This is a genomic window from Nevskia ramosa DSM 11499 (assembly GCF_000420645.1).
Classification (GTDB): Bacteria; Pseudomonadota; Gammaproteobacteria; order Nevskiales; family Nevskiaceae; genus Nevskia; species Nevskia ramosa.
This window is the reverse complement of record NZ_ATVI01000005.1, coordinates 34,684-54,882: the sequence shown is the minus strand read 5'-3', so window position 1 is coordinate 54,882 and position 20,199 is coordinate 34,684. Positions and strand designations below refer to the sequence as shown.

Genomic DNA, 20,199 nt, shown 5'->3' with positions numbered 1-20,199 from the left:
CGTCAACCGTTGATTCGGATGATTCGTCCCGCGTGTCCCACGGCCATCACCTGCCCCGTGTTCTTTTCCGTACGCACGGCCTGATACCAGTCCGTGGTCGTATCGCCTTCTTCAATGAACTTCCAGTTGATGCCGCCATTGCTGCTGGCCGCCATCACACGCATGCCGGTAATGACAACCCGCCCGCCGGGTGCCACGGTCACGCCCAGGAAATTCGATGTGGTATCCGCCTTGTTGCGAAACCAGCGCGCGCCATTGTCGGTGGAGATCAGAATCTCGCCGGCCTGGCCAACGGCGTAGCTGTTGCCATTGGGCTGCTCTGGAATATGGATCGCGAAAATCGTCGGCGTGCCGCCGGTGACCGGATTCAGGACGCGCCACTTTTCCGAGCCGGGATCACGACGCAGGATCAGGCCGAATTCGCCAGCGACGGTAATCGCGCCGGCTTCCGATACGTAAACTGCATAGACCGTCGGTTCGCCGGTGCCGGGGACATTCGCGTCGGCGTAGTCGGCCCAGTTGGGCGCAATGCTGGCCCAGGTTTCGCCGCCATCATTCGAGCCGAGCAGCAGACCGAACTCACCGCCGGCAACAGCAACGCCGCTGGTGTTGACGCTGACCGACAGGAACCGCGCTTCGGTGCCTGCGTCGATCTTCTTCCAGGTGGCGGGAGCCGACTCGACGATGACCGAGCCGAGCTGACCGACCGCAATCGTATGGGTACCGCGACGGGCAACCGCCAGCAGCGCGAGATCAGTCGCGTCCTGCTTTTCCGGCTCCCAGGTCTCACCGCCGTCTTTCGAGGTGAGCACCGAACCATTGATACCGACAGCAACGCCAGTACCGTTATCGAAACTGAGACCAAATAACGCCGAGTGAGGAATGCCGGAAGCCTTCAGGCTGATGACGCCGCCTTCCTTGCCCTGCTCTGCAGCCACGCTGACCAGAGCGACCGCACTGACCGCAGCGGCGCAGATAGCGCCGATGATTTTTGCCTTCAAGACACTCTCCCTAAGCTCTCCGGTCGACCGTAGCCGACCGGAGAGTGCAATCCCCTTACAGAAAAATCAGACCGTACCGAGTCGCGCGATGGCCGACTGCGTGCAGAACTTCTCGTACACGGCCTTTTCGTCCGGGTTGTAGTAGTTGCTCGAGTAGCCACCGGAGATCTGCTTCACGTGGTTCAGCAGCGACATGCGGTTCGACTGGATGTCATGGATGTGCACCGACGTCCACGACCAGTTCGGGTGACCGGTTTCATCCTTGTTGACGAACTTGCCCTGCACCTGCGGACCGAACGCCGGATCCACCTGCTTCCAGATCGCGCCACGGCGATCGTAGGTGATGTACGCAATCACCATCGCGTTGCGGACGTCGACCCAGATCTTCTTCTTGCCGACCGGCGCACGCGGGTAACCCGTTGGCTCCGATTCGATGACGACGCATTCCGGCACCAGTTCCATGGTGTAGTCCATGAACGTCTGGCCCTTGGCGCCACCATGACGGCTGGAGTTTTCCCAGTTCGGGTGCTCTTCGCCGCGGAAGTTGCCGCCGAGCGCCGCCAGATGCGGTTCGCGGCCGACGATCTTGGTGTTGCCCCAGGTGCGCATCGGATCACCAGCTGCCCAGGCATCGGACAGGAACAAGGTGATGCCCGGAACCAGCGGTTCGAAGCGCTGATTCGCCGGGAACTGACGAACGCGGCGGAACTGCGGCAGGTAGCCGTAGATTTCCGGGAACTTGCGCTGGTCGTAGTACCACGGCACCAGGAACGAGGCACCGGCCTGTTCCTGCGGCGACGTGAAGAACACCGACTGGTAGCGCAGCATGTCCTTCTTGCCCTGGAAATACTTGTCCTTGCCGGTGCGAGCCGTGGTATTCAGCTCGGTCCAGAAGAAGTCGTAAGTATAGGCAGGCGAACCGTCCGGGTTGACGTCGAAGTCGCGCACGGCGTACTGCGACATGTCATGACGGCCCCAGCTCAGGGTCAGGTTGGCAATGCCTTCGTCGCCAGTCTTGATGTCCGGGAACGGGTTGCCGCCGATCCACGGATCGCCAGTCGCCGCTTCCACGACGTTGCCGGTCGCGTCGAACTTGGCCTTGCCGTAGTTCTTCAGCGTGGCTTCCATGTAGGCATGCGGGAACAACTCCGTCATGTTCTTGGTGGGAGCGCGGATCTTGACCTTGCGGCCATGCTTCGAGATCTGCTCGAAGAAGATCGGATCAAGCAGATGCTTGACGTACTCGACGTTGGCAGCGGTGATCGTGTCACCGACCTTGACCTTGCCCTTGGTGTTGACTTCGATCGAAGTCACTTCATCCGGGTAAGCCTTGGAGACTTCGCCGGTGGCGGCGATCGTCGGCCAGACCGGAGCCAGAACGCCGCCGCCGAGACCGGCAGCCACGTTCTGCATCATCTTCCGGCGCGAGAAATCGAAATCATATTTCCTGATGCGCATCATTTATCTCCTAACAAATGGTTGCAACTCTGGATGGCGAGAACGCCTGATCGTTATTTTTTGCAGGCACGAAACATCGAACACGTGCCATCAGCCGTCCCCGAACTTAGGTACGGCTCATTACTAGTATTTAGACGCGAGCTGTTGAAATTGCGGCAATGCAGCAGAAATGGAGTTCACGAATGGAGTCACTCGGGGTTTCCCGGGACAGGTCAGGCTTCAGGTCGGGATTCAAGGCCCGCTCATTCGGAATCATCTGCTTGCTTTCTCCGTGCGCACTTGCAACCACTTCATTCACGCTGCGCCGACCTTGTCATCCGTCGTTCGCATGCTGATGGCACCTGGTGCCTACCGTTCCTTGGTCCGGTCCGATGCTTCCGGAATCTAGGTAGACCGTATTGCTGCATGTCCTCTTGCCGACACGTTTCAGGTGTCACCGTAATCGTATGGTGCCATATTAAATTTGATTTGCAAGCGCTCCTGCCGAAAAGTTTTCAGCCCTCCCGACCAGCGGCTGGCAACGGAAAACTCTTGTTCGACTTGTTGCAGTGCAACGTGAACGCCTGGGCACCTCAGGGCCGTAATCCTGCACAGAACCGAGGTTTCACCGCAACTATCGATGACTCGCCCTACATGAAAATGGCCCGTGGCGGCCCCGCCGTCTCACCCGGAGAACGACGGGGCCAGCGACTGATCAGCTCGCCTGCAGGGCGACGGTGAAACTCGCTTCAGTCACTGCGCGTAACTCGTCCAAGGTGACCCCGGGCGCCATCTCGGTAAGTACGGCACCACCGCCGCGACGATCGATTTCGAACACGGCGAGATCGGTGATCAGCAGATCGACCACGCCCTTGCCGGTCAGCGGCAGCGAGCAGGCCTGCTTGAACTTGGCATCGCCGCCCTTCTCGCGATGGTCCATGACCACGACCACGCGCGGCACGCCGGCGACGAGATCCATTGCGCCGCCCATGCCCTTGATCATCTTGCCGGGCACCATCCAGTTGGCGAGGTCTCCAGTGGCCGAGACTTGCATGCCGCCGAGAATCGACAGCTGGATGTGGCCGCCGCGGATCATGCCGAACGAGTCCGCGCTCGAGAAATAGCTGGTCTGGGCCAGTTCGGTGATGGTCTGCTTGCCGGCGTTGATGAGATCGGCGTCCTGCTCGCCCTCGAACGGGAACGGGCCCATGCCGAGCATGCCGTTCTCGCTCTGCAGGGTGACCTGCATGCCGTCCGGGATCATGTTCGCGACCAGGGTCGGAATGCCGATGCCGAGGTTGACGTAGAAGCCGTCACGCAGTTCCTTCGCAGCGCGCGCGGCCATTTCATCGCGGGTCCAGGCCATTACTTGTTCTCCTGTGCTGCTGCGCGCGGCCGCGTGGTGACGCGCTCGATGTGCTTGACGTAGTTAGTGCCCAGCACCAGACGCTGGACGAAGATGCCCGGCGTGTGGATCTGGTTCGGATCGAGTTCGCCCGGCTGGACGATTTCCTCGACCTCGGCAATGGTGATGCGGCCGGCCGTGGCGATCATCGGATTGAAGTTGCGCGCGGTCTTGCGGTAGACGAGGTTGCCCTCGGTATCCGCCTTCCAGGCCTTGACCAGCGAGATATCGGCGGTCAGGCCGGTTTCCATCACGTACCAGTCCAGCTTGCCGTCGGTGCCGATCATCTCGCGCGTCTCCTTGCCTTCGGCGACCTTGGTGCCGTAGCCGGTACGCGTGTAGAACGCCGGAATGCCGGCGCCACCGGCGCGGATGCGCTCGGCCAGGGTGCCCTGCGGGTTGAATTCGATCTCGATCTCGCCAGTCATGTAGCGCTGCTCGAGAATCTTGTTTTCGCCGACGTAGCTGGCCAGCACTTTCTTGATCTGGTTGTTGGCCAGCACCAGCCACATGCCGTGGTTGTCGCAGCCGACGTTGTTGCCGATCACGGTCAGATCCTTGGCGCCCGAATCGCGCAGCGCGACGATCAGGTTCTCGGGAATGCCGCAGAGGCCGAAGCCTCCGGACATGACGGTCATGCCGTCAAAGGTGATCCCGGCCAGCGCGCTGGCGGCATCGGGATAGAGTTTGTTTGCCATCGAGCTGCGTTCTCCTCGTCGTTGATGCAGTGCTACGGCAACCGGCTCACCCACGAGCCCGCTGCCCGGATTGGGTTCAGGCGCCGGCCGCAACCAGCAGGCGACGCGCCGCCTTCAGATGCGGCACGTCGAGCATCTTGCCGTCGAGCTGGACCGCGCCCGCGCCCGTCTCGAAAGCCGCGATCACGCGATGGGCGAAGGCGATCTCTTCCTCGCTGGGCGAGAACGCGGCATTGATCACCGGAACCTGGTCCGGGTGGATCGCGCACTTGCCGGTGAAGCCATCGTAGCGAGCACCCTCGCTATTGGCGCGGCAGCCGTCGCTATTGCGGAAATCGACGTAGACGGTGTCCAGCGCCTCGACACCCAGCGCATGGGCCGCAAGCAGGCACTGGATGCGGGCGTGCTCGTAGACCGGCCGCCAGCGGCCGTCGGCCTGACGCGGATCACCGGCGCCCATCGCCGAGCTGAGGTCTTCACCGCCCCACATCAAGGCCTTCAGGCGCGGGAAGCTGTGACGAGTGAACTCGCCCATGCGCAGCACGGCCGCCGGCGTCTCGGTGATCACCGCGAGAATGGCGATGCCGCCGAGCGGCAAGCCGGCCTGGGTTTCGGCCATGTCCAGATAGTGGCTGACCGCGGTGATGTCTTCCGGCCCGAACACCTTCGGCAGCACGATGCCGACCGGCTTCGACGCCACCACGGCCGCGAGATCGCGCAGCAGTTCGCCTGAGGCGAGATCGTTGACCCGGATCCAGACTTCGCTGGCACCGCTGTAGGTCTTCAGGTATTCGACGAGCAGCTGACGAGCCAGCGGCTTGCGATCCGGCAATACCGAATCCTCAAGGTCGAAAGCCAGCGCATCGGCACCACAGCTGACCGCCTTGGCAAGCTTGCGCTCGTTGTCGGCGGGCACGAACAGGATCGATTTCATCGTGATTTGGTCGGCAGTTTTATGGATTTTGCACAGCTTGAACGATTGCCGGACAAGGGTTTTCCCTCGATCGGGCGATCCACCACATCGATTTATAGTATGGTTCCGTACTATTATTTGCATACCGGCTCGCTGCCGTCACCTTGCTGCTGTGACAGGCCGCTGCAGCCACCTTTGAATCGAGTCCTCACGGAGACATCGTCTTGAGTCGTTCAACCCGGGGCATCGTCTCCTATGGTGCCCACATTCCACGTCTGCGCATCAGCCGCGCAGCGATTGCCGAGGCTCACGCCTGGGCGCTCCCCGGTCTCAAGGGCCAGGCCAAGGGCGAGCGCGCCCTGTGCAGCTGGGACGAAGACGCGATCACCCTCGCCGTCGCTGCCGCCCGCGATGCCGTTCGTGACAATGGCCGCGCAGCACCCGCCGCGCTGACCCTGGCCTCGACCACTGCGCCGTTCGCTGATCTGCAGAACGCGGTGATCGTAGCGAGCGCGCTGAATCTGTCGACCTCGACTCAGTGCAGCGACCTCGCCGGCTCGACCCGTGCCGGCTTGAGCGCGCTGGCCCAGGCGCTGGAATCCGGTGCCGAAGGCGATGCGCTGGTCGTCGCTGCCGATCGCCGCTCGGCGAAGCCCGGCAGTGCTCAGGAAATGCAGTTCGGCGCAGGCGCCGCGGCGATCCAGGTCGGCGAAGACGCTTCGCTGGCGAAGTATCTGGGCCGCGAATCGGTCTCGCACCTGTTCGTCGACCACTTCCGCGCCACCGGCGAGAAGCACGACTACTACTGGGAGGAGCGCTGGATTCGCGACGAAGGCGTGGCCAAGGTCATTCCGGCTGCGGTCAAGCGTCTGCTCGCCAAGACCGGCCGCGCCGCCACCGACGTCAAGTGGTTCGGCCTGGCCGGCGCGCCTTCAGGCTCCGACAAGCTGGTCGCCAAGGCGCTCGGCATTGCGCCTGAGCAGATCATTCCGGATCTCGCCGGCACCGTCGGCGACTGCGGCACGGCACACGCGCCGCTGCAGCTGATCCACGCGCTGGAGAACGCCAGGCCGGGTGATCTGATCGTCGTCGCCGCGTTCGGCCAGGGCTGCGAAGTACTGGCTTTCGAGATGGGCGAAGGCTCGCATCGTCCGGCCACCGGGCTGGCGAAGTCGATTGCCGCGCGCATCCCGGAAACCTCGTACATGAAGATGGCCTCGTTCGAGGGCGAGATCGACCTCGAATGGGGCATGCGCGCCGAGACCGATGTCAAGGCAGCACTGACCCAGCACTATCGCTCGGCCGATCAGATCAATGCCTTCGTCGGCGGCCGCTGCAAGGTCTGCAACACGGTGCAGTTCCCGCGTCTGCCGAACTGCGTCAGCTGCGCCGCACCGGATTCGCAGACGCCGTTCAACTTCGCCGACGAACTGGGCCAGGTCGCCACCTTCAGCGCCGACTGGCTGCAGTTCTATCTGGCGCCGCCGCTGTACGTCGGCCTGGTGCAGTTCGATGTCGGCTCGCGCCTGCTGATGGAAATCGTCGAAGTCGGCGCTGCCGGCATCGATGTCGGCACGCGTCTGTCGATGCAGTTCCGGATCAAGGCGCGTGACCGCAAGCGGCACTACAGCCGCTATTTCTGGAAAGCGGTTCCCGTTCGATAAGACGCCCGGAAAATAGAGAAAAGACATGGCAACCGGTATCAAGGACAAGGTCGCAATCCTCGGCATGGGCTGCTCGCGGTTCGGCGAGCGCTGGGACGTGGGCAGCGAGCAGCTGATCAACGAAGCATTCACCGAAGCACTGGCCGACACCGGCATCGATCGCAGCCAGATCGGCGCGGCCTGGTTCGGCTCGGCACTGGACTCGGTCAACGTCGGCAACTCGGCGATCCCGCTGACCACCGCGCTGCGCCTGCAGGGCATCCCGGTGACTCGAGTAGAGAACATGTGCGCTACCGGCACTGAAGCGCTGCGCGGCGCGACCTACGCCGTCGCTTCCGGCGCAGTCGACATCGCGCTGGCGGTAGGCGTTGAGAAGCTCAAGGACACCGGCTACGGCGGCTTGCCGGTGCCCGGCAAAGGCACGCTGAACGATCTGTGGATGCCGTACTGCTCGGCACCCGCCGGCTTTGCCCAGCTCGCCGCCGGCTACCGCGCCAAGTACGGCATCGACCGCGAGCTGCTGAAGCGCGCGCTGGCCACCGTGTCCTGGAAGAGCCATCAGAACGGCGTCAAGAGCCCGAAGGCGCATCTGCGCAAGGCGGTGACGATGGAGACCATCCTCAACGCGCCGATGATCGCCGAGCCGCTCGGCGTGTTCGACTGCTGCGGCGTCAGCGATGGCGCGGCGGTGGCGATCGTCACCACACCGGAAATCGCTCGCGCGCTGGGCAAGAAGGATCTGGTCACCATCAAGGCGCTGCAGCTCGCTTCAAGCAGCGGCCGCGAATCCGGCATGACCGAATGGGACGGCGCCCGCGTGCCGAATACCCGCATGGCCGCCGCCGCCGCCTACAAGGAAGCCGGCATCCGCGATCCGCGCAAGGAACTCAGCCAGATCGAAGTGCATGACTGCTTCTCGATCACCGAGCTGGTGACCATGGAAGACCTCGGTCTGTCCGAAGACGGCCACGCCGTGCAGGACGTGCTCGATGGCGTCTACAACGCCGACGGCAAGATTCCCTGCCAGATCGACGGCGGCCTGAAGTGCTTCGGCCACCCGATCGGCGCGACCGGTCTGCGCATGGTCTACGAGCATTACCTGCAACTGCTCGGCCGTGCCGGCGAACGCCAGCTGAAGAACCCGACGCTGGGCCTGTCCCACAACCTCGGTGGCGTGCCTTACAACGGCGTGGCGGCGATCAGCATCGTCGGCCTGATGTAAGCATTGCTGCGCAACACCCGGCGCCGGATCTCTCGCTGAGATCCGGCGCTTTTTTTATGCTCGAGAAAACCGATTCGTGATTCGGACTGATCACGCTATTCTTGGATCGTGACAGTACACACTGTCTGTATCGATACCACAGGATTGAACATGGCCGTTTCACGCAGCAAGGCGGGGAAAGTGACCGCCCCGGCATCCGCATCCCCTACGGCGCGCAGCGACAACGGCAGCCAGACACGCACCGGCAAAACGCTCGGCATCGATCCGGTGCCGCCGGAACTCGATGAAGTGGCCCGCGACGCCATCCGTCTGAGCTTTCTGATGCACGACGTATCGCGGATGCGCCGCAACACCTACGACCAGTTCATGAAGCCGCTCGGCATCACCCGCGCCCAGTGGTGGGTGCTGGCGCATCTGTCCCGGCACGACGGCATGATGCAGACCCAGCTGGCCGATGTGCTCGAAGTCGGCAAGGCAAGCCTCGGCGTGGTCGTCGAAGGTCTGGAAAGCAATGGCTGGATCAGCCGCCGCCCGGACCCCACCGACAAGCGCGCCAAGCGCGTCTATCTGACCAAGCCCGCCCAGGGGCTGATCAAGCGGATGACGGTGCTGGAAGTGGAATTCAACGACCGGGTGTTCGCCAATCTGCCGCTGGACGAGCGCGCCGCGCTGTTCAGTTCGCTGACCAAGGTCAAGCAGTCTCTGGGCCGGGTGGCCGGCAGCCTCAACAACCAGCCCGGCTGATCGGCGGGACGTAAAACAAGAAGGCGCCCCGACCTTGCGATCGGGGCGCCTTCGGCAAACCTCATTCAGCTCAGTGGGACAGCGCAGCACCAGCCGGAGATCTGGCTGCAGCCGTCTGAGCCCGCGCCAGCACCTGCTCCTCCGCTGCCTCGCGATCCAGTTCCTTGTACATGTACCAGGTAGTGAGGGTCAGGTAACTGCCCCAGACCACCATCGGCAGGTAGAAACCGAGCAGGCCGTGATAGGCGAACGGCCCGCTCTTGAAGAACGCCGGACCGGCGGCGGTCACCAGCGAGGCAGCACCGGCGAAGGTGTACCAGGTCAGCCAGCGCGGAATCATCGGCTGCTCCCGGGTGTCCTGCAGCTCGACGATCGCGGTCGCAATCATCTCGATGGCGAGATAAATCCAGCCGAGCAGGAACGCGAACCACGACCAGTCGTACCAGGACTGGACGACATCAGCCCCGAACTCGACGCGATAGGCCGCGACGATCCAGGCGCAGCAGTTGAAGAAGATGATCAGCGAAATGAAGATGCCGCAGACCCCGGCGGTGATCGACCACAGCGGCCAGCGCCCTTCGATCTTCGACAGCATGATCGAGAACTGGATCGAACCAGGCGTCAGCAAACCCGCCGCGATATAGAAGATCGTGCAGCCGATGATCGTTCCCCAGCGATGTTCCTCGGTGAACCAGGTCTTGGTGGCATCCAGGCCGCTGTCGGCCGGAAACGGCGCATAGAAATGGGCAATGCCGAGCCAGCCGACGACGGTCAGCGCAGCGAATATCCACGTGCACCACAAGCCCATCTTCTGCGAAGCGATGCTTGATTGCTTTTGCATGATTTCCCCCTGTACTCGATGCTGATTCGATGACTGCAAAGCTGGCCCTGCGGGCAGCCCGACTTCAGAACACCATGACCGGCTTGATCGCGCCGCCCTTTTCCGAAGCGTGCGCGGCTTCGTTGATCTCGCTGAACTTGAACTTGGTGATCAGGCGATCGAACGGGAACTTGCCGGCCTTGAACCAGGCCGCCATCTGCGGGATGAAGGTCTTCGGGTCGGCATCGCCCTCGGTGATGTACTTCACGCCGACGCCACGGATCAGCATGCTCATCATGTTTGCCGGCAGCATCGCTTCCGGCGGCGGCACGGCGATCAAGCCGAGCATGCCGTTCGGCAGCATGGTTTCGACGGCGACGCCGATCACCGCCGGAATGCCGGTGGTGTCGAGCGCGTGATTGACACCACCGCCGCTCAGCTCCTTGATCTTCGCAAGCACGTCCGGCGTCGCCTTCGGGTTGATGACATGAGTGGCACCGAGTTCCAGCGCCAGCTTGCCGCGACCTTCGTTCGGCTCGACGACGATGATCGTGCCGGCATCGATCGCACGGGCGCCGAGCAGCGCGCTCAGGCCAACCGCACCACCGCCGAAGATCGCCAGCGACTGGCCCTTCTTCAGCTTGATCGAATTGATCGCTGCACCAGCACCGGTCTGGATGCCGCAGCCGAGCGGACCCATGATTTCCAACGGCAGATCCTTGTCGATCACCACGGTGTTGCGCTCGTGGGCAACGGCGTAGCTGCCGAACGAAGACTGGCCGAAGAAGTTGCCGGCGATCTGGGTGCCGTCCTGGCTCAAGGCCGTGGTGCCGTCAGCCGGACGAACGCCGGCGAAGTTGTTGGCGAGGAAGTTGTAGCAGTAGGCCGGCTGGGTGTCGTCACAACTCGGGCAGGACGAACAGGAGTTGAAGCTGAGCACCACGTGATCGCCGGGCTTGATGGTCTTGACGGCCGAGCCGACTGATTCGACGACGCCCGAACCTTCATGGCCGAGCACGATCGGCATCGGCACCGGGAAGCCGTCACGGGCAACGAGATCGGTGTGGCACATGCCGACGCCGACCATGCGCACGCGCACTTCATGCTCGCGCGGTGCAGCGACGGAAATCGATTCGATCGTGAACGGGCCGCCGACCTGGCGGACCAGCGCGGCGGTGGCGGTAAGCGATGCAGTCATGAGTGTCTCCTCTCGGTGTTCTGGTGCTGACGGATTGGGGGAAGGTTGGTGCGAACTGGATCAGTCGGCGAAATTGATTAGGACGCTGGTCGCGACGATCGTGGCCCGGACTTTCGGTCAGGGTCGGCGGGCGGATTACCAGCCATCGTGCAACTCGTTTTGCGCAGCATCTGGCAGCTCCTCCGCACGATCGCGACCCGTGTTCGAGTGCGACTCTTTTATTCATTTCCAGCCCATACACGGGCTTGCGCCACAAGAATCTTCAACGCCGCCAAAGCTTTGTTGCCGGCAATCGTATGGTGCCTTACTATCCGGGCACTGACAAACATTCCCGATCGGCGCCGCCGATTCCAGAGGATGGAGCGGTTCTGAGGAGGCGTCATGGGTTTTCTGAAATCGCTGTTTGCTGCGAAGGAAGCGAAGTTTGTGGAAGTGGCGCCGTTTGGTGCGCGCTACGAAGTGCCGAGCGGGGAAACCATGCTCGAAGCTGCGCTCAAGAACGGCGTGCCGTTTCCGCACAATTGCACGGTGGGCACCTGCGGCTCCTGCAAGTGCAAGCTCAAGTCCGGTCGTGTTTCAGCGCTGACCGACTTCGGCTACACGCTGTCGCAGCAGGAGATCGCTGCCGGTTTCATCCTCGCCTGCCAGGCGATTCCGAAGGATGCGCTGACCCAGGTGGAAGTCGAGAGTCAGGCGTTGGATGCGCCGGCTGTGGAGTCGTTCACCGGCAAGATCTCGGCGACCGAGACGCTGACCCACGACATCGTCAAGATCACCATCGCGCTCGATCGGCCGATCAAGTTCGTCGCCGGGCAGTACGCGAATCTGAAGGTGCCGGGCATTCAGCGGGCCCGCAATTATTCATTTGCCGATGCGCCGGATCGCGATGGCCGCAGTCAGGTGTCGTTCTTCATCCGCAAGGTGCCGAACGGGGCGTTCACCGAGGCGCTGTTCAAGGGTGAGTTCAAGGATGTGACGATGGATGTGGAAGGCCCGCACGGCAATTTCCATCTTCATCCGGGCACTGCGCCGATGGTCTGCATCGCCGGCGGTTCGGGATTGGCGCCGTTGCTGTCGGTGCTCGAAGCCGGCCGCAAGGATCGCGTCCAGCGGCCTTGTGCCTTCCTGTTCGGCGCGCGGACGCAAGCCGATCTTTATGGGCTGGAGCAGATCCAGCAGATCGCCCAGAACTGGAATGGCAAGTTCGTGTTCCTGCCAGTGCTGTCGCATGAGCCGGCGGACAGTTCCTGGACGGGTGCTCGCGGCCTGGTCACGCAGTTCATCACCGATGCCCTGCCCGATATCGACTGGTCCACCGCCGAAGGCTATATGTGCGGCCCGCCCGGCATGATCGACGCCGGCATGTCTTCCATGACCGAAGCCGGCATGAAGCTCGATGCCATCTTCTACGACAAGTTCACTGACGAAAGTCATTCCGCAAAAATGCCGTAGCGCGCTGGGGCATCACGCTCGCTGCACGTTGCAGAGGCATCTCTCCAGACTGACGGCGCTCGCCGGCGCCGCGCATTTTTCCACCATCTGCACAGAGCGAAGGATCACGACATGCGCAGCAATATCAAGTACGGCCTCTTCTTCATCCTCGGTCTGATCGCCCTGTTCACCACCTGGCCGCATGCCTTCGACTGGATGCGCAACGGCGGCAACATCCTCGATCCAACCGCCTTCTTCGGCGACGCGATCAAGGCTGGCGGCACCGCGGCATTCCTGTCCATCGACATGCTGATCGCCTGGGTGGTGTTCATGATCTGGGTGGTGTTCGATGCCAAGCGCATCGGCATGGGCACCAAGTGGGGCTGGTTCTTCGTGGCGCTGTCGTACATCGGCGTGTCGTTCACCTTCCCGGTGTACCTGATCGCCCGCGAGCGCTTTCTCGACCGCAAGCTGAAAGCGGGTGAAGTGCCGGTCGCTGGCTGAAACCTTTGCTAGCCAAAGCCTCGATGTGCTCGAGATGGAGCGCATCGAGTTGCTGCAGCCAACCGCTGCTTGCCGGCCTTCGCCTATTGGCAGCGCCGGCGTCTTATCTCCACACGGATTCGTGTCAATGACAAATACCGAACGTTCAACTGCAGTCGGTCTCGCCGGTCTGCTGGTCAGCTTCTGTGCCCAGGCTTCGCTGGGCATCTACGAGCAGGGCAATGGCGTCAAGGCGATGGGTATGGGCGGCGTCAGCTATGTCGGCGTCGATGAATCGACGGTGCTCAGCGCCAACCCTGCGCTGGCGATCAGCCAGGGCAGCCGTTTCGACCTCGGCAACGATCTGCTGATCGTCAGCGGCGGCACGCGGATCCGGGGCAACGCCGCGGGGCCGGACGAGTACTACGATTCCTCTGGCAAATCCCTGTTCCCGATTCCGCAGCTCGGCCTCACCATACCGATCGCGGAGCACTGGGCGTTCGGTGCCGCCGCGTTCGCCGCGGGCATCGGTCCTGACTATCCGCGCAGTCCTTACGCGCGCTTTGCTCAGGGCCAGGGCGCGGACGTGGAAGCGCGTTCGGCAACCGCACTGAACACGCTGAAGGTGGCCGGCATCTCGCTGGCGCTGGCGCACGAAATCATTCCTGGCCAGTCGATCGGCCTCTCGGCCAACCTGCAGCACACCTCGCTTTCCACCGAAGGCACGGCGCCGTTCGCTTCGATGTCGGTGGCGCCTGATTTCGTCGGCAACCAGGGCCAGCATGGCGGCTTCGGCGTCAGCTTCACGGCGGGCTGGACCGGCACCATCACGCCCTGGCTGAGCGGCGGACTGTCGTACCGCTCGAAGGCCTGGCAGCAACGCATCGAGCAGTACCGCGGCCTGCTGCCTGACGGCGGACGACTGGAGTTGCCGGCGATCTTCGGCGGCGCGCTCGAAGCCCGGCCTTCGGAAAGTTGGCGCCTCGCTGTCGAGTACCAGCATTACGACTACTCAGGCAGCAACGGCTTCGGCAACACCATCGATCTGCTATTCGCCGGTGTGCCGCTCGGCGCCAAGGATGGTCCCGGCTTCGGTTGGCGCGACCAGAACGTCTACAAGTTCGGCTTCCAGTATCTGGCGACGCCACAAGTCACCCTGCGCGCAGGCGTCAGTTACGCGACCAGCCTGCTGCCGCGCTCGCAGACCCTGTTCAATGGCCTGGCGCCGGCCACGCCGCAATGGAACCTCGGCGTCGGTGGGACACTCGGATTGACGACCAACTCGGAAGTCAGCTTCGTGATGGCGACCACGGAACACAACACGGTACGCGGCAAGGACTCGATTCCGGACGCCTTCGGCGGCGGCGAGGCCGACATCGACTTCAAGTGCTTCAATATCGGAATCTCGTACGGCAGACGTTTCGGCAAATCGCGCGCAGGCGCCGGGAGTTGAACTCATGAACAAACGCCAGCCCTTGCTGCTCCTCGCGATCCTGCCGCTGTTCGCAGGTGCGGCGCTGGCGGCTGCGCCTGCAGCGCCCGCTCCGGCTCGAGCGCCCACCCAGGCGCAGACCAGGCCCGCGGCCGCGCCACCGGCAGCGAAGCCGAAACCGGCTGTGCCGGTCGACTACCGCTTTGAAGCCACGGTCACCATCGATGCCGTGCAGGACTGGGCCAAGAACGATCCCAAGCATCCGGGCGAGCAGTTCTCCAAAGCCACCACCCAGCAGCGCTGGGAAGTGGTGACCACCCTGCACTCCGATGGCGTGCTGGAAGTTCGCGATCTGCTCGACGCCGATCTCGACACCCGGCTCGAAGCCAAGGTCATCCATCTCGCCCGTCGAGCCAAACAGGCCATCGAAGCCCGCGGCGGCAAGCTGGTGCTGCCGACCACGCCCGAAGAAAAGCTGGCGATGGACCGCCGCTTCCAGGTCGATATCCAGAAGTGCAACGGCGTGGCCACCTGCACCGGTGCACTGAATCTCGAGTACGCCGCCGTCTACGCCGCGCTCGAATATCCGGAAGCGCTGGAGGAAGACGAAAACATACCCGGCCAGTACCTGTACCTGGAACCCTTCAAGGATTGCCCTTCGCACTCGCATATCCAGCTGAAGATGGCCATCGATGGCAAGCGCTGGAACAAGGATGTCGACAAGTTCGTCGACTTCTCCGAGCGCCGCTCGGCCGACACGGTCGATCGCATCAGCGACGGCCTGAGTCTGTGCAGCCATTACCTGATCGTCATCGACACTCAGGATCCGAAGCGCGGCATGCGCGTGGAGAACGTGTTCTTTCCGTCGACAGTAGGCGTCACCGAGTACACCGAACGCGGCCGGACGCAGAAGACCACTGAATCGCAGCCGATGCCGGGTGCGGTCATGGAGTGGGTCGACGTCACCTTGCGCCAGGCTCCATTGAGCGGCAAGGCCAGCGCGGACCTGCCGCTGAGCATTTCGCTGAATGGCGTTTCGATCTGGCTGGGCCTGTGGAGCGGCACCGCGAAAACGACGCTTGAATGGCGCCTGGTACCGGTGCCGGCAGCGGCCAAGAAGCCCTGATCGAGGGCTCGCCCCCTAAGCACAAAGTGCAGCAAAAGCTCATCCCAGATTGGTATTCATACGTACTGGATGCCATACACGTCTGAATGAACCGAGATCGCCAACCATGCGAACGACCTTGCACCGCCGCGCCCTGCTGCTGATCTGCTTCAGCCTCACGACCCTCGCTGGCGGCTGCAAGGAAGAGAAGAAGCCGGTGGAGATTCCGCCGGAGCAACTGGTCGGCCTGTTCAAGAACATCAGTGGCTGCCGCGAGAAGTACGCGGCCATGGACGCCAGGATCGACGCCGCAGGCGTTCGCAATCCGGCGTTTCATCGAGTGCCGGGCTTTCCCTATCTGCGCACCGATCGCCTGATGGCCTCGTATCGCGATCAGCTCGGCACCTTCGACGAAGCCGCCGGCTGGGTGCGTCGGATGCGCGAGTTCGATCAGGAAGCGCGCGAGTTCGAGTACGAGAACCTGGGCATGACCTCGCGGGAAGCAGCGATCCTGCGCTTCGATTTCCTGGTCTGCAGTCAGGGGCTGGCCGGCCTGGAGATGGAGATTCCTTCGAACTTCGAACTGGTCCGCGAGAGCGCATCGGTACCGGACGATTATTCGACCAAGACCCAGCTGCTGGGCCTCTATCCGCTCAGCACGCCGCTGCTGCGCTCGAAGATCAACCGCTTCGAAAAAGCCGTGCGCGCCGAATTCGCCCAGCCGGCCGAAGCCCTGATCGGCGAAGGTCCGCAAGTGCTATGGCAGGTCGATCAGATTGAAGACCTGAGCCTGGTGCCGAAGCACATCTACGACACCTCGCCAGACGAACTGGGCTTGCCCGGCCTGGTCGACTCCGCGTGGCGTGCCGTGGCCGAAGCCTACGCACCGCAACTGGCCGGCGCTGCCGACGGCAAGGCCGGCCTGCTGGGCGCACCGACCTGGACTGCATCCGGCCTCACGGTCGACACCAGCAAGCCGACGGTGAACTACCAGATCGGCTTCGTCCGCTTCGGCCAGATGAGCCTGATACAGGTCGATTATTTCCTCTGGTTCAACCGCCCCGCCAGTGCCAGCGTCGCCAAGGACGCAGCGCCGATCGACGGCCTGATCTGGCGCGTGACTCTGGACGAATTCCTCAAACCGCTGGCCTACGACTCGCTGCGGGCGTCCGGCAGCGAACACTTCTGGTTCCCGGTGCAAACCCGTCTGCAGCGGCAGGCGGCCGTCGATGGCCAGCCGCCATTCCTGCCGCAGGAGGGTCTGGCGCCGGAAAACCCGCGCCTGCTGCTGGCCAGCAGCAACGGTGAACTGCGCCGGGTTCAATCCGCCGCCACGCCACTGGCGAAAGCCGAAACCCGTCGCTATCAGCTGCAGCGCTACGAGGATCTGTATCGACTGCCGTTGCCCGGTGGCGGCAGTCGCAGCCTGTTCGACACCGCCGGCTTCGTTCCCGGCACCGATTCCGAAGCGCCGGGCTGGATGCTGGCCAGCGGTATCGCCGAACCGGGACGGCTGCGCCACCTCGCCCATCTGCCGGTCGACTACATCGGCCGCCGGCATTTCGACGATGCCCATCTGCTGGAAACCGTGTTCGTGCCGCTGCCGGCACCGCCGATTCCGGCGCAGCTTGAAGTCGGTGCCAGTGCGCCGTCGGCGATGTCGGCCGGCGATGCGGCGCGCTGAGACCCGCCACGGGATTCAATCCCCGCATGGGCCGGCATAGCCCGGAAGATCTCGACCGCGTGCGCAACCTGCTCGAACAGGTTGCGCACGGCAGCAAAGCCGCATTCGCAGCGCTGTACGACGAGACCAGCCCCTATGTCTACGGCGCGCTGTTGCGCCTGCTGCGCAACCCGCAGTGGGCCACCGACGCGCTGCAGGATTGCTACATCCGCGTCTGGCAGCACGCCGACGGCTATGCGGCCGAGCGCGGCGATCCCTACGGCTGGTTGATCGGCATCGCTCGCTACCGGGCGCTGGATCTGCTGCGCGCGCAAGCGGATCGCGCCGGGCGGCTCGCCGAAAATGCGTCCGATCTGCGCGATGCGGCCGTAGTGCCGAAGAGCCCTGAAACCGAAGCACTGACCTTGATCGATCTCGAGCAACTGCAACGTTGCCTTGCCCATCTGCCGGCGGCGCAACGGGAATGCCTTTTGCTCGGCTATTACGAGGGGCATTCGAATCAGGAACTCGCCGATCGGCTCCACCAACCGCTCGGCACCGTCAAGGCCTGGATACGGCGCGGTCTGGTACGCCTGCGCAGCTGCATGGAGGGACCATGAATTACGACAAGCCGGAGCTGGTCAGCCTGTTGGCCTCGCAGTACGTGCTCGGCACCCTGCGTGGGCCGGCGCGGCGGCGGCTGGAGCGGCTGCTGATCAGTCATCCGCAGATGCAGGAAGCCGTGCAGTTCTGGGAAGACCTGCTGCAGCCGCTGGCGCTGCAGATCGACGCCGTCAAGCCACCGCTACCGGTACGCGCGCAGCTGCTGGCGCGAGCCTTCGAGGCCGAGCCCTTCCTGCAGCCAGCACCGGCGCCGATCGCAGCCGCGCCGCGTCGGCGGCGTCATGAGGCGCTGCGCCGCAGCGTCGGCTTCCTGGCCGCGGCTTCGGTGATCGGCGTGATGCTGGTGCTTGGCGCGATCGGCCTAGTCGGCGGCCGGCTGAGCTTTCCGGCGTCTCCGCAGCAAGGCAACTCCGCTGAGGCTGCGAACACCGACAGCCTGCTGCCGATCTATCTCGCCAGGGTCGGTATTCCGACCTCGAGCATGGGCTGGATGATCAGCCTGTCGCCGGATCACCGCAGCCTGTCGATCGTCGCCAGCGACGACCTCTACAGCGTCGGCCGCGGCACCGTCCAGCTCTGGTGGCTGCGCAACGGCAGCACGCCGATGCCGCTGGCGATCCTCGGCACCGAGCGCGATTCCACCGTCACCGTCACGGTGCCGCCGGACTTCGAAAGTGGCCAGAGCCTGGTGTTCGCGATCAGTCTGGAACCGTCCGGAGGCTCGCCGACCGGCCTGCCCAGCGGCGCGGTACTCGACCGCACCGAGCGAGACGAGGCAATCTGACGGCCCTGACCGAGCCTCGGGGGTCTGTTAGCAGTTGCTTTGATCGCTGCGGCGGAGGTCATTTTTGCCTAGTGCAACGAACGAGAAGCGGTCAATGGCCGACCCATTGGCGCGACGAGTAAGGCAGCAATGGGCAAAAATGGCCCCGCCCCTTCGGGTTGCGGCCAAAAAGTCGCCGGGACTTCGCTGCGAACCTTGGTCATAAGTGGCTATGGCCTGCGGTTCGCGCCTCGCCCGGCGGCTTTTTGACTCGCAACGCAGCGACCAAAGTAACCGCTAACAGACCCTACCTGATGAAACTGACCGATGCCCTGCGCCGCGCTGCTCACCTGCATCCGGACGCGATTGCCACCATCGGCCCTGGTCGACGCAAGACCTTCCGCCAGCTTGAAAGCCGCGTTTCCTGCCTTGCCAATGCGCTGATCGGCCTCGGCCTGGCGAATGGAGATGTCGTCGCAATCGCTGCCGCGCACAGTGACCGGGTGCTGGAAACGCAGTACGCGATCGCCTGGGCCGGCGGCATCGCCGCGCATGCCGATCCGCGTCTCGCCTTCGATGGCCTGTGCGCACTGATCAACGATTCCCAGGCCACGATCCTGGTGCTCGACGATCGCTACGCGGCGCAGTCCGAAGCGCTGTTCGACCACTGCACCTACATTCGCGCGATGGTGTTCTGCGGCGATGGCCCCTGCCCGGATCTCGCCAAGGTCCACGACGCGCTGATCATCGCCGCCGATCCGATGCGCGATCGCGACATCGGCGGCGACGCCACCGCCGCACTCTGCTACCACCGCACCGACGACGGCCGCTGGCTCGGCAGCCAGCTGTCGCATCACAGCCTGTGCTTTGCCAGTCTGGCGCTGGCGGCCGCAGGCAGCTTCCGCGATGCCGGCATCGGCCTGCAGGCGATCACCGCGACCGCCGCCGAGAATCTGGTGTTCAGCGGCAGCCTGCTGCTGCGTGGCAGCGCCCAGGTGTTCGCTAATCCTGATCACGGGCTTGGCGCCGCGATCAGCGAACACGGCGTGACCGATCTGCTGCTGACCGCACCGGCACTGCAGGCCTTGCTGGGCGAAGCGGCCGACGCTGCACCGCTCGCCGGCCTCGGCCAGATCCTGATCGTCCGCAGCACGCTGGACCTGCAGTTCGGCCCTGGTCTGAGCGGCGCGGCACCCGCCCTCGCCGCGCGCTACCCCGCCGCCCGGCTGATGACGGCCTGGGGCACGCCGGAGCTGTGCGGCATCGCCACCCTGCAGCCGCTGCCGGTCTCCGCAGCGGCTGCAGCAGTCGGCCAGCCGATCGCCTATCTCGAACTCAGGGTCGCTGCCGACGATGGCCGCGAAGCTTCGCGCGGCGCTTTCGGCGAGCTGTACGCCCGAGGCCCGACCACCTTGCGCGGCTACTGGCAGCAGCCGGATGCCAGCGCCGTGGTACGTCAGCAAGACTGGGTGGCCTGCGGCGTACGCGCCGCGGTGACGGCCGATGGCGGCCTGCTGATTGATCCGACGCCGGTCGCCATCGAAGCCTGAGCGCCGGCGCGACGTAAAATCGCCGCCTGATCCTCAAACGCTCCGC

At 63.8% G+C, this 20,199-nt stretch carries 18 protein-coding genes; 11 read left to right on the top strand and 7 right to left on the bottom strand.

The window, feature by feature from the left end; translation table 11 throughout:
- Positions 1-2 precede the first annotated feature (2 nt).
- The 5 genes from G513_RS0101015 to G513_RS0100995 form a co-directional block, all read right to left on the bottom strand.
- Positions 3-1,001: a WD40/YVTN/BNR-like repeat-containing protein gene (locus tag G513_RS0101015; protein ID WP_022974963.1), complete on the bottom strand. Its 999-nt coding sequence runs from the start codon at positions 999-1,001 to the stop codon at positions 3-5.
- A gap of 66 nt (positions 1,002-1,067) precedes the next feature.
- Positions 1,068-2,459 carry a DUF1329 domain-containing protein gene (locus G513_RS0101010; RefSeq protein WP_028474988.1) on the bottom strand — a complete coding sequence of 464 codons (1,392 nt, stop codon included), beginning with the start codon at positions 2,457-2,459 and terminating at the stop codon, positions 1,068-1,070.
- A gap of 694 nt (positions 2,460-3,153) precedes the next feature.
- Positions 3,154-3,804 (bottom strand): 3-oxoacid CoA-transferase subunit B, encoded by a 651-nt coding sequence (locus tag G513_RS0101005; RefSeq protein ID WP_022974961.1) that lies wholly within the window; start codon positions 3,802-3,804, stop codon positions 3,154-3,156.
- Positions 3,804-4,541, bottom strand: a complete 738-nt coding sequence (locus tag G513_RS0101000; protein ID WP_022974960.1) for a CoA transferase subunit A — start codon at positions 4,539-4,541, stop codon at positions 3,804-3,806. The genes G513_RS0101005 and G513_RS0101000 overlap by 1 nt, the downstream gene beginning before the upstream one ends.
- Before the next feature lie 76 nt (positions 4,542-4,617).
- A complete protein-coding gene (locus tag G513_RS0100995; protein WP_022974959.1) occupies positions 4,618-5,475 on the bottom strand; it encodes an HpcH/HpaI aldolase/citrate lyase family protein in 858 nt (285 codons plus the stop codon).
- A gap of 203 nt (positions 5,476-5,678) precedes the next feature.
- On the opposite strand from G513_RS0100995, the gene G513_RS0100990 reads away from it, so the two are divergent.
- The 3 genes from G513_RS0100990 to G513_RS20680 all read left to right on the top strand — a co-directional run bounded on the left by G513_RS0100990 (position 5,679) and on the right by G513_RS20680 (position 9,084).
- The gene (locus tag G513_RS0100990) at positions 5,679-7,118 is read left to right on the top strand and encodes a 3-oxoacyl-[acyl-carrier-protein] synthase III C-terminal domain-containing protein (RefSeq protein ID WP_022974958.1); all 1,440 of its coding nucleotides are present in this window, start codon (positions 5,679-5,681) and stop codon (positions 7,116-7,118) included.
- A 25-nt stretch (positions 7,119-7,143) separates the two neighbouring features.
- The gene (locus tag G513_RS0100985) at positions 7,144-8,340 is read left to right on the top strand and encodes an acetyl-CoA acetyltransferase (protein ID WP_022974957.1); all 1,197 of its coding nucleotides are present in this window, start codon (positions 7,144-7,146) and stop codon (positions 8,338-8,340) included.
- 150 nt (positions 8,341-8,490) lie between these two features.
- Positions 8,491-9,084 (top strand): MarR family winged helix-turn-helix transcriptional regulator, encoded by a 594-nt coding sequence (locus G513_RS20680; protein ID WP_022974956.1) that lies wholly within the window; start codon positions 8,491-8,493, stop codon positions 9,082-9,084.
- A 70-nt stretch (positions 9,085-9,154) separates the two neighbouring features.
- Here G513_RS20680 and G513_RS20675 read toward each other — a convergent pair whose 3' ends face one another.
- Both G513_RS20675 and G513_RS0100970 read right to left on the bottom strand, forming a co-directional pair.
- A complete protein-coding gene (locus G513_RS20675) occupies positions 9,155-9,925 on the bottom strand; it encodes a hypothetical protein (protein ID WP_022974955.1) in 771 nt (256 codons plus the stop codon).
- Between the two features lie 64 nt (positions 9,926-9,989).
- Positions 9,990-11,102 (bottom strand): NAD(P)-dependent alcohol dehydrogenase, encoded by a 1,113-nt coding sequence (locus G513_RS0100970; RefSeq protein ID WP_022974954.1) that lies wholly within the window; start codon positions 11,100-11,102, stop codon positions 9,990-9,992.
- Between the two features lie 381 nt (positions 11,103-11,483).
- Here G513_RS0100970 and G513_RS0100965 point away from each other — a divergent pair, with 381 nt between their 5' ends.
- The 8 genes from G513_RS0100965 (at position 11,484) to G513_RS0100930 (ending at position 20,153) form a co-directional block, all read left to right on the top strand.
- Complete coding sequence (locus tag G513_RS0100965) at positions 11,484-12,554, top strand: 2Fe-2S iron-sulfur cluster-binding protein (protein ID WP_022974953.1); 1,071 nt, start codon at positions 11,484-11,486, stop codon at positions 12,552-12,554.
- Positions 12,555-12,665: 111 nt separating this feature from the next.
- Entirely contained in the window at positions 12,666-13,037 is a 372-nt protein-coding gene (locus G513_RS20670; protein ID WP_022974952.1) for a DUF2834 domain-containing protein, read from the top strand.
- 127 nt (positions 13,038-13,164) lie between these two features.
- Positions 13,165-14,469 carry an OmpP1/FadL family transporter gene (locus tag G513_RS0100955; protein ID WP_022974951.1) on the top strand — a complete coding sequence of 435 codons (1,305 nt, stop codon included), beginning with the start codon at positions 13,165-13,167 and terminating at the stop codon, positions 14,467-14,469.
- A 4-nt stretch (positions 14,470-14,473) separates the two neighbouring features.
- A complete protein-coding gene (locus tag G513_RS0100950) occupies positions 14,474-15,574 on the top strand; it encodes a hypothetical protein (protein WP_022974950.1) in 1,101 nt (366 codons plus the stop codon).
- A 106-nt stretch (positions 15,575-15,680) separates the two neighbouring features.
- Positions 15,681-17,237: a hypothetical protein gene (locus G513_RS0100945; protein ID WP_022974949.1), complete on the top strand. Its 1,557-nt coding sequence runs from the start codon at positions 15,681-15,683 to the stop codon at positions 17,235-17,237.
- A gap of 26 nt (positions 17,238-17,263) precedes the next feature.
- On the top strand, positions 17,264-17,836 hold the full coding sequence (locus G513_RS0100940; protein WP_022974948.1) for an RNA polymerase sigma factor: 573 nt from the start codon (positions 17,264-17,266) through the stop codon (positions 17,834-17,836).
- Positions 17,833-18,624 (top strand): anti-sigma factor, encoded by a 792-nt coding sequence (locus G513_RS0100935; RefSeq protein ID WP_022974947.1) that lies wholly within the window; start codon positions 17,833-17,835, stop codon positions 18,622-18,624. The genes G513_RS0100940 and G513_RS0100935 overlap by 4 nt, the downstream gene beginning before the upstream one ends.
- A 293-nt stretch (positions 18,625-18,917) precedes the next feature.
- Positions 18,918-20,153 carry an AMP-binding protein gene (locus G513_RS0100930; protein WP_022974946.1) on the top strand — a complete coding sequence of 412 codons (1,236 nt, stop codon included), beginning with the start codon at positions 18,918-18,920 and terminating at the stop codon, positions 20,151-20,153.
- Positions 20,154-20,199: the final 46 nt, after the last annotated feature.

Coding starts and splice junctions, on each gene's coding strand:
- G513_RS0101010 (WP_028474988.1), bottom strand. CDS start 2,459: ATGCGCATCAGGAAATATGATTTCGATTTCTCGCGCCGGAAGATGATG.
- G513_RS0101005 (WP_022974961.1), bottom strand. CDS start 3,804: ATGGCCTGGACCCGCGATGAAATGGCCGCGCGCGCTGCGAAGGAACTG.
- G513_RS0101000 (WP_022974960.1), bottom strand. CDS start 4,541: ATGGCAAACAAACTCTATCCCGATGCCGCCAGCGCGCTGGCCGGGATC.
- G513_RS0100995 (WP_022974959.1), bottom strand. CDS start 5,475: ATGAAATCGATCCTGTTCGTGCCCGCCGACAACGAGCGCAAGCTTGCC.
- G513_RS0100985 (WP_022974957.1), top strand. CDS start 7,144: ATGGCAACCGGTATCAAGGACAAGGTCGCAATCCTCGGCATGGGCTGC.
- G513_RS20680 (WP_022974956.1), top strand. CDS start 8,491: ATGGCCGTTTCACGCAGCAAGGCGGGGAAAGTGACCGCCCCGGCATCC.
- G513_RS20675 (WP_022974955.1), bottom strand. CDS start 9,925: ATGCAAAAGCAATCAAGCATCGCTTCGCAGAAGATGGGCTTGTGGTGC.
- G513_RS0100970 (WP_022974954.1), bottom strand. CDS start 11,102: ATGACTGCATCGCTTACCGCCACCGCCGCGCTGGTCCGCCAGGTCGGC.
- G513_RS0100965 (WP_022974953.1), top strand. CDS start 11,484: ATGGGTTTTCTGAAATCGCTGTTTGCTGCGAAGGAAGCGAAGTTTGTG.
- G513_RS20670 (WP_022974952.1), top strand. CDS start 12,666: ATGCGCAGCAATATCAAGTACGGCCTCTTCTTCATCCTCGGTCTGATC.
- G513_RS0100955 (WP_022974951.1), top strand. CDS start 13,165: ATGACAAATACCGAACGTTCAACTGCAGTCGGTCTCGCCGGTCTGCTG.
- G513_RS0100950 (WP_022974950.1), top strand. CDS start 14,474: ATGAACAAACGCCAGCCCTTGCTGCTCCTCGCGATCCTGCCGCTGTTC.
- G513_RS0100945 (WP_022974949.1), top strand. CDS start 15,681: ATGCGAACGACCTTGCACCGCCGCGCCCTGCTGCTGATCTGCTTCAGC.
- G513_RS0100940 (WP_022974948.1), top strand. CDS start 17,264: ATGGGCCGGCATAGCCCGGAAGATCTCGACCGCGTGCGCAACCTGCTC.
- G513_RS0100935 (WP_022974947.1), top strand. CDS start 17,833: ATGAATTACGACAAGCCGGAGCTGGTCAGCCTGTTGGCCTCGCAGTAC.
- G513_RS0100930 (WP_022974946.1), top strand. CDS start 18,918: ATGAAACTGACCGATGCCCTGCGCCGCGCTGCTCACCTGCATCCGGAC.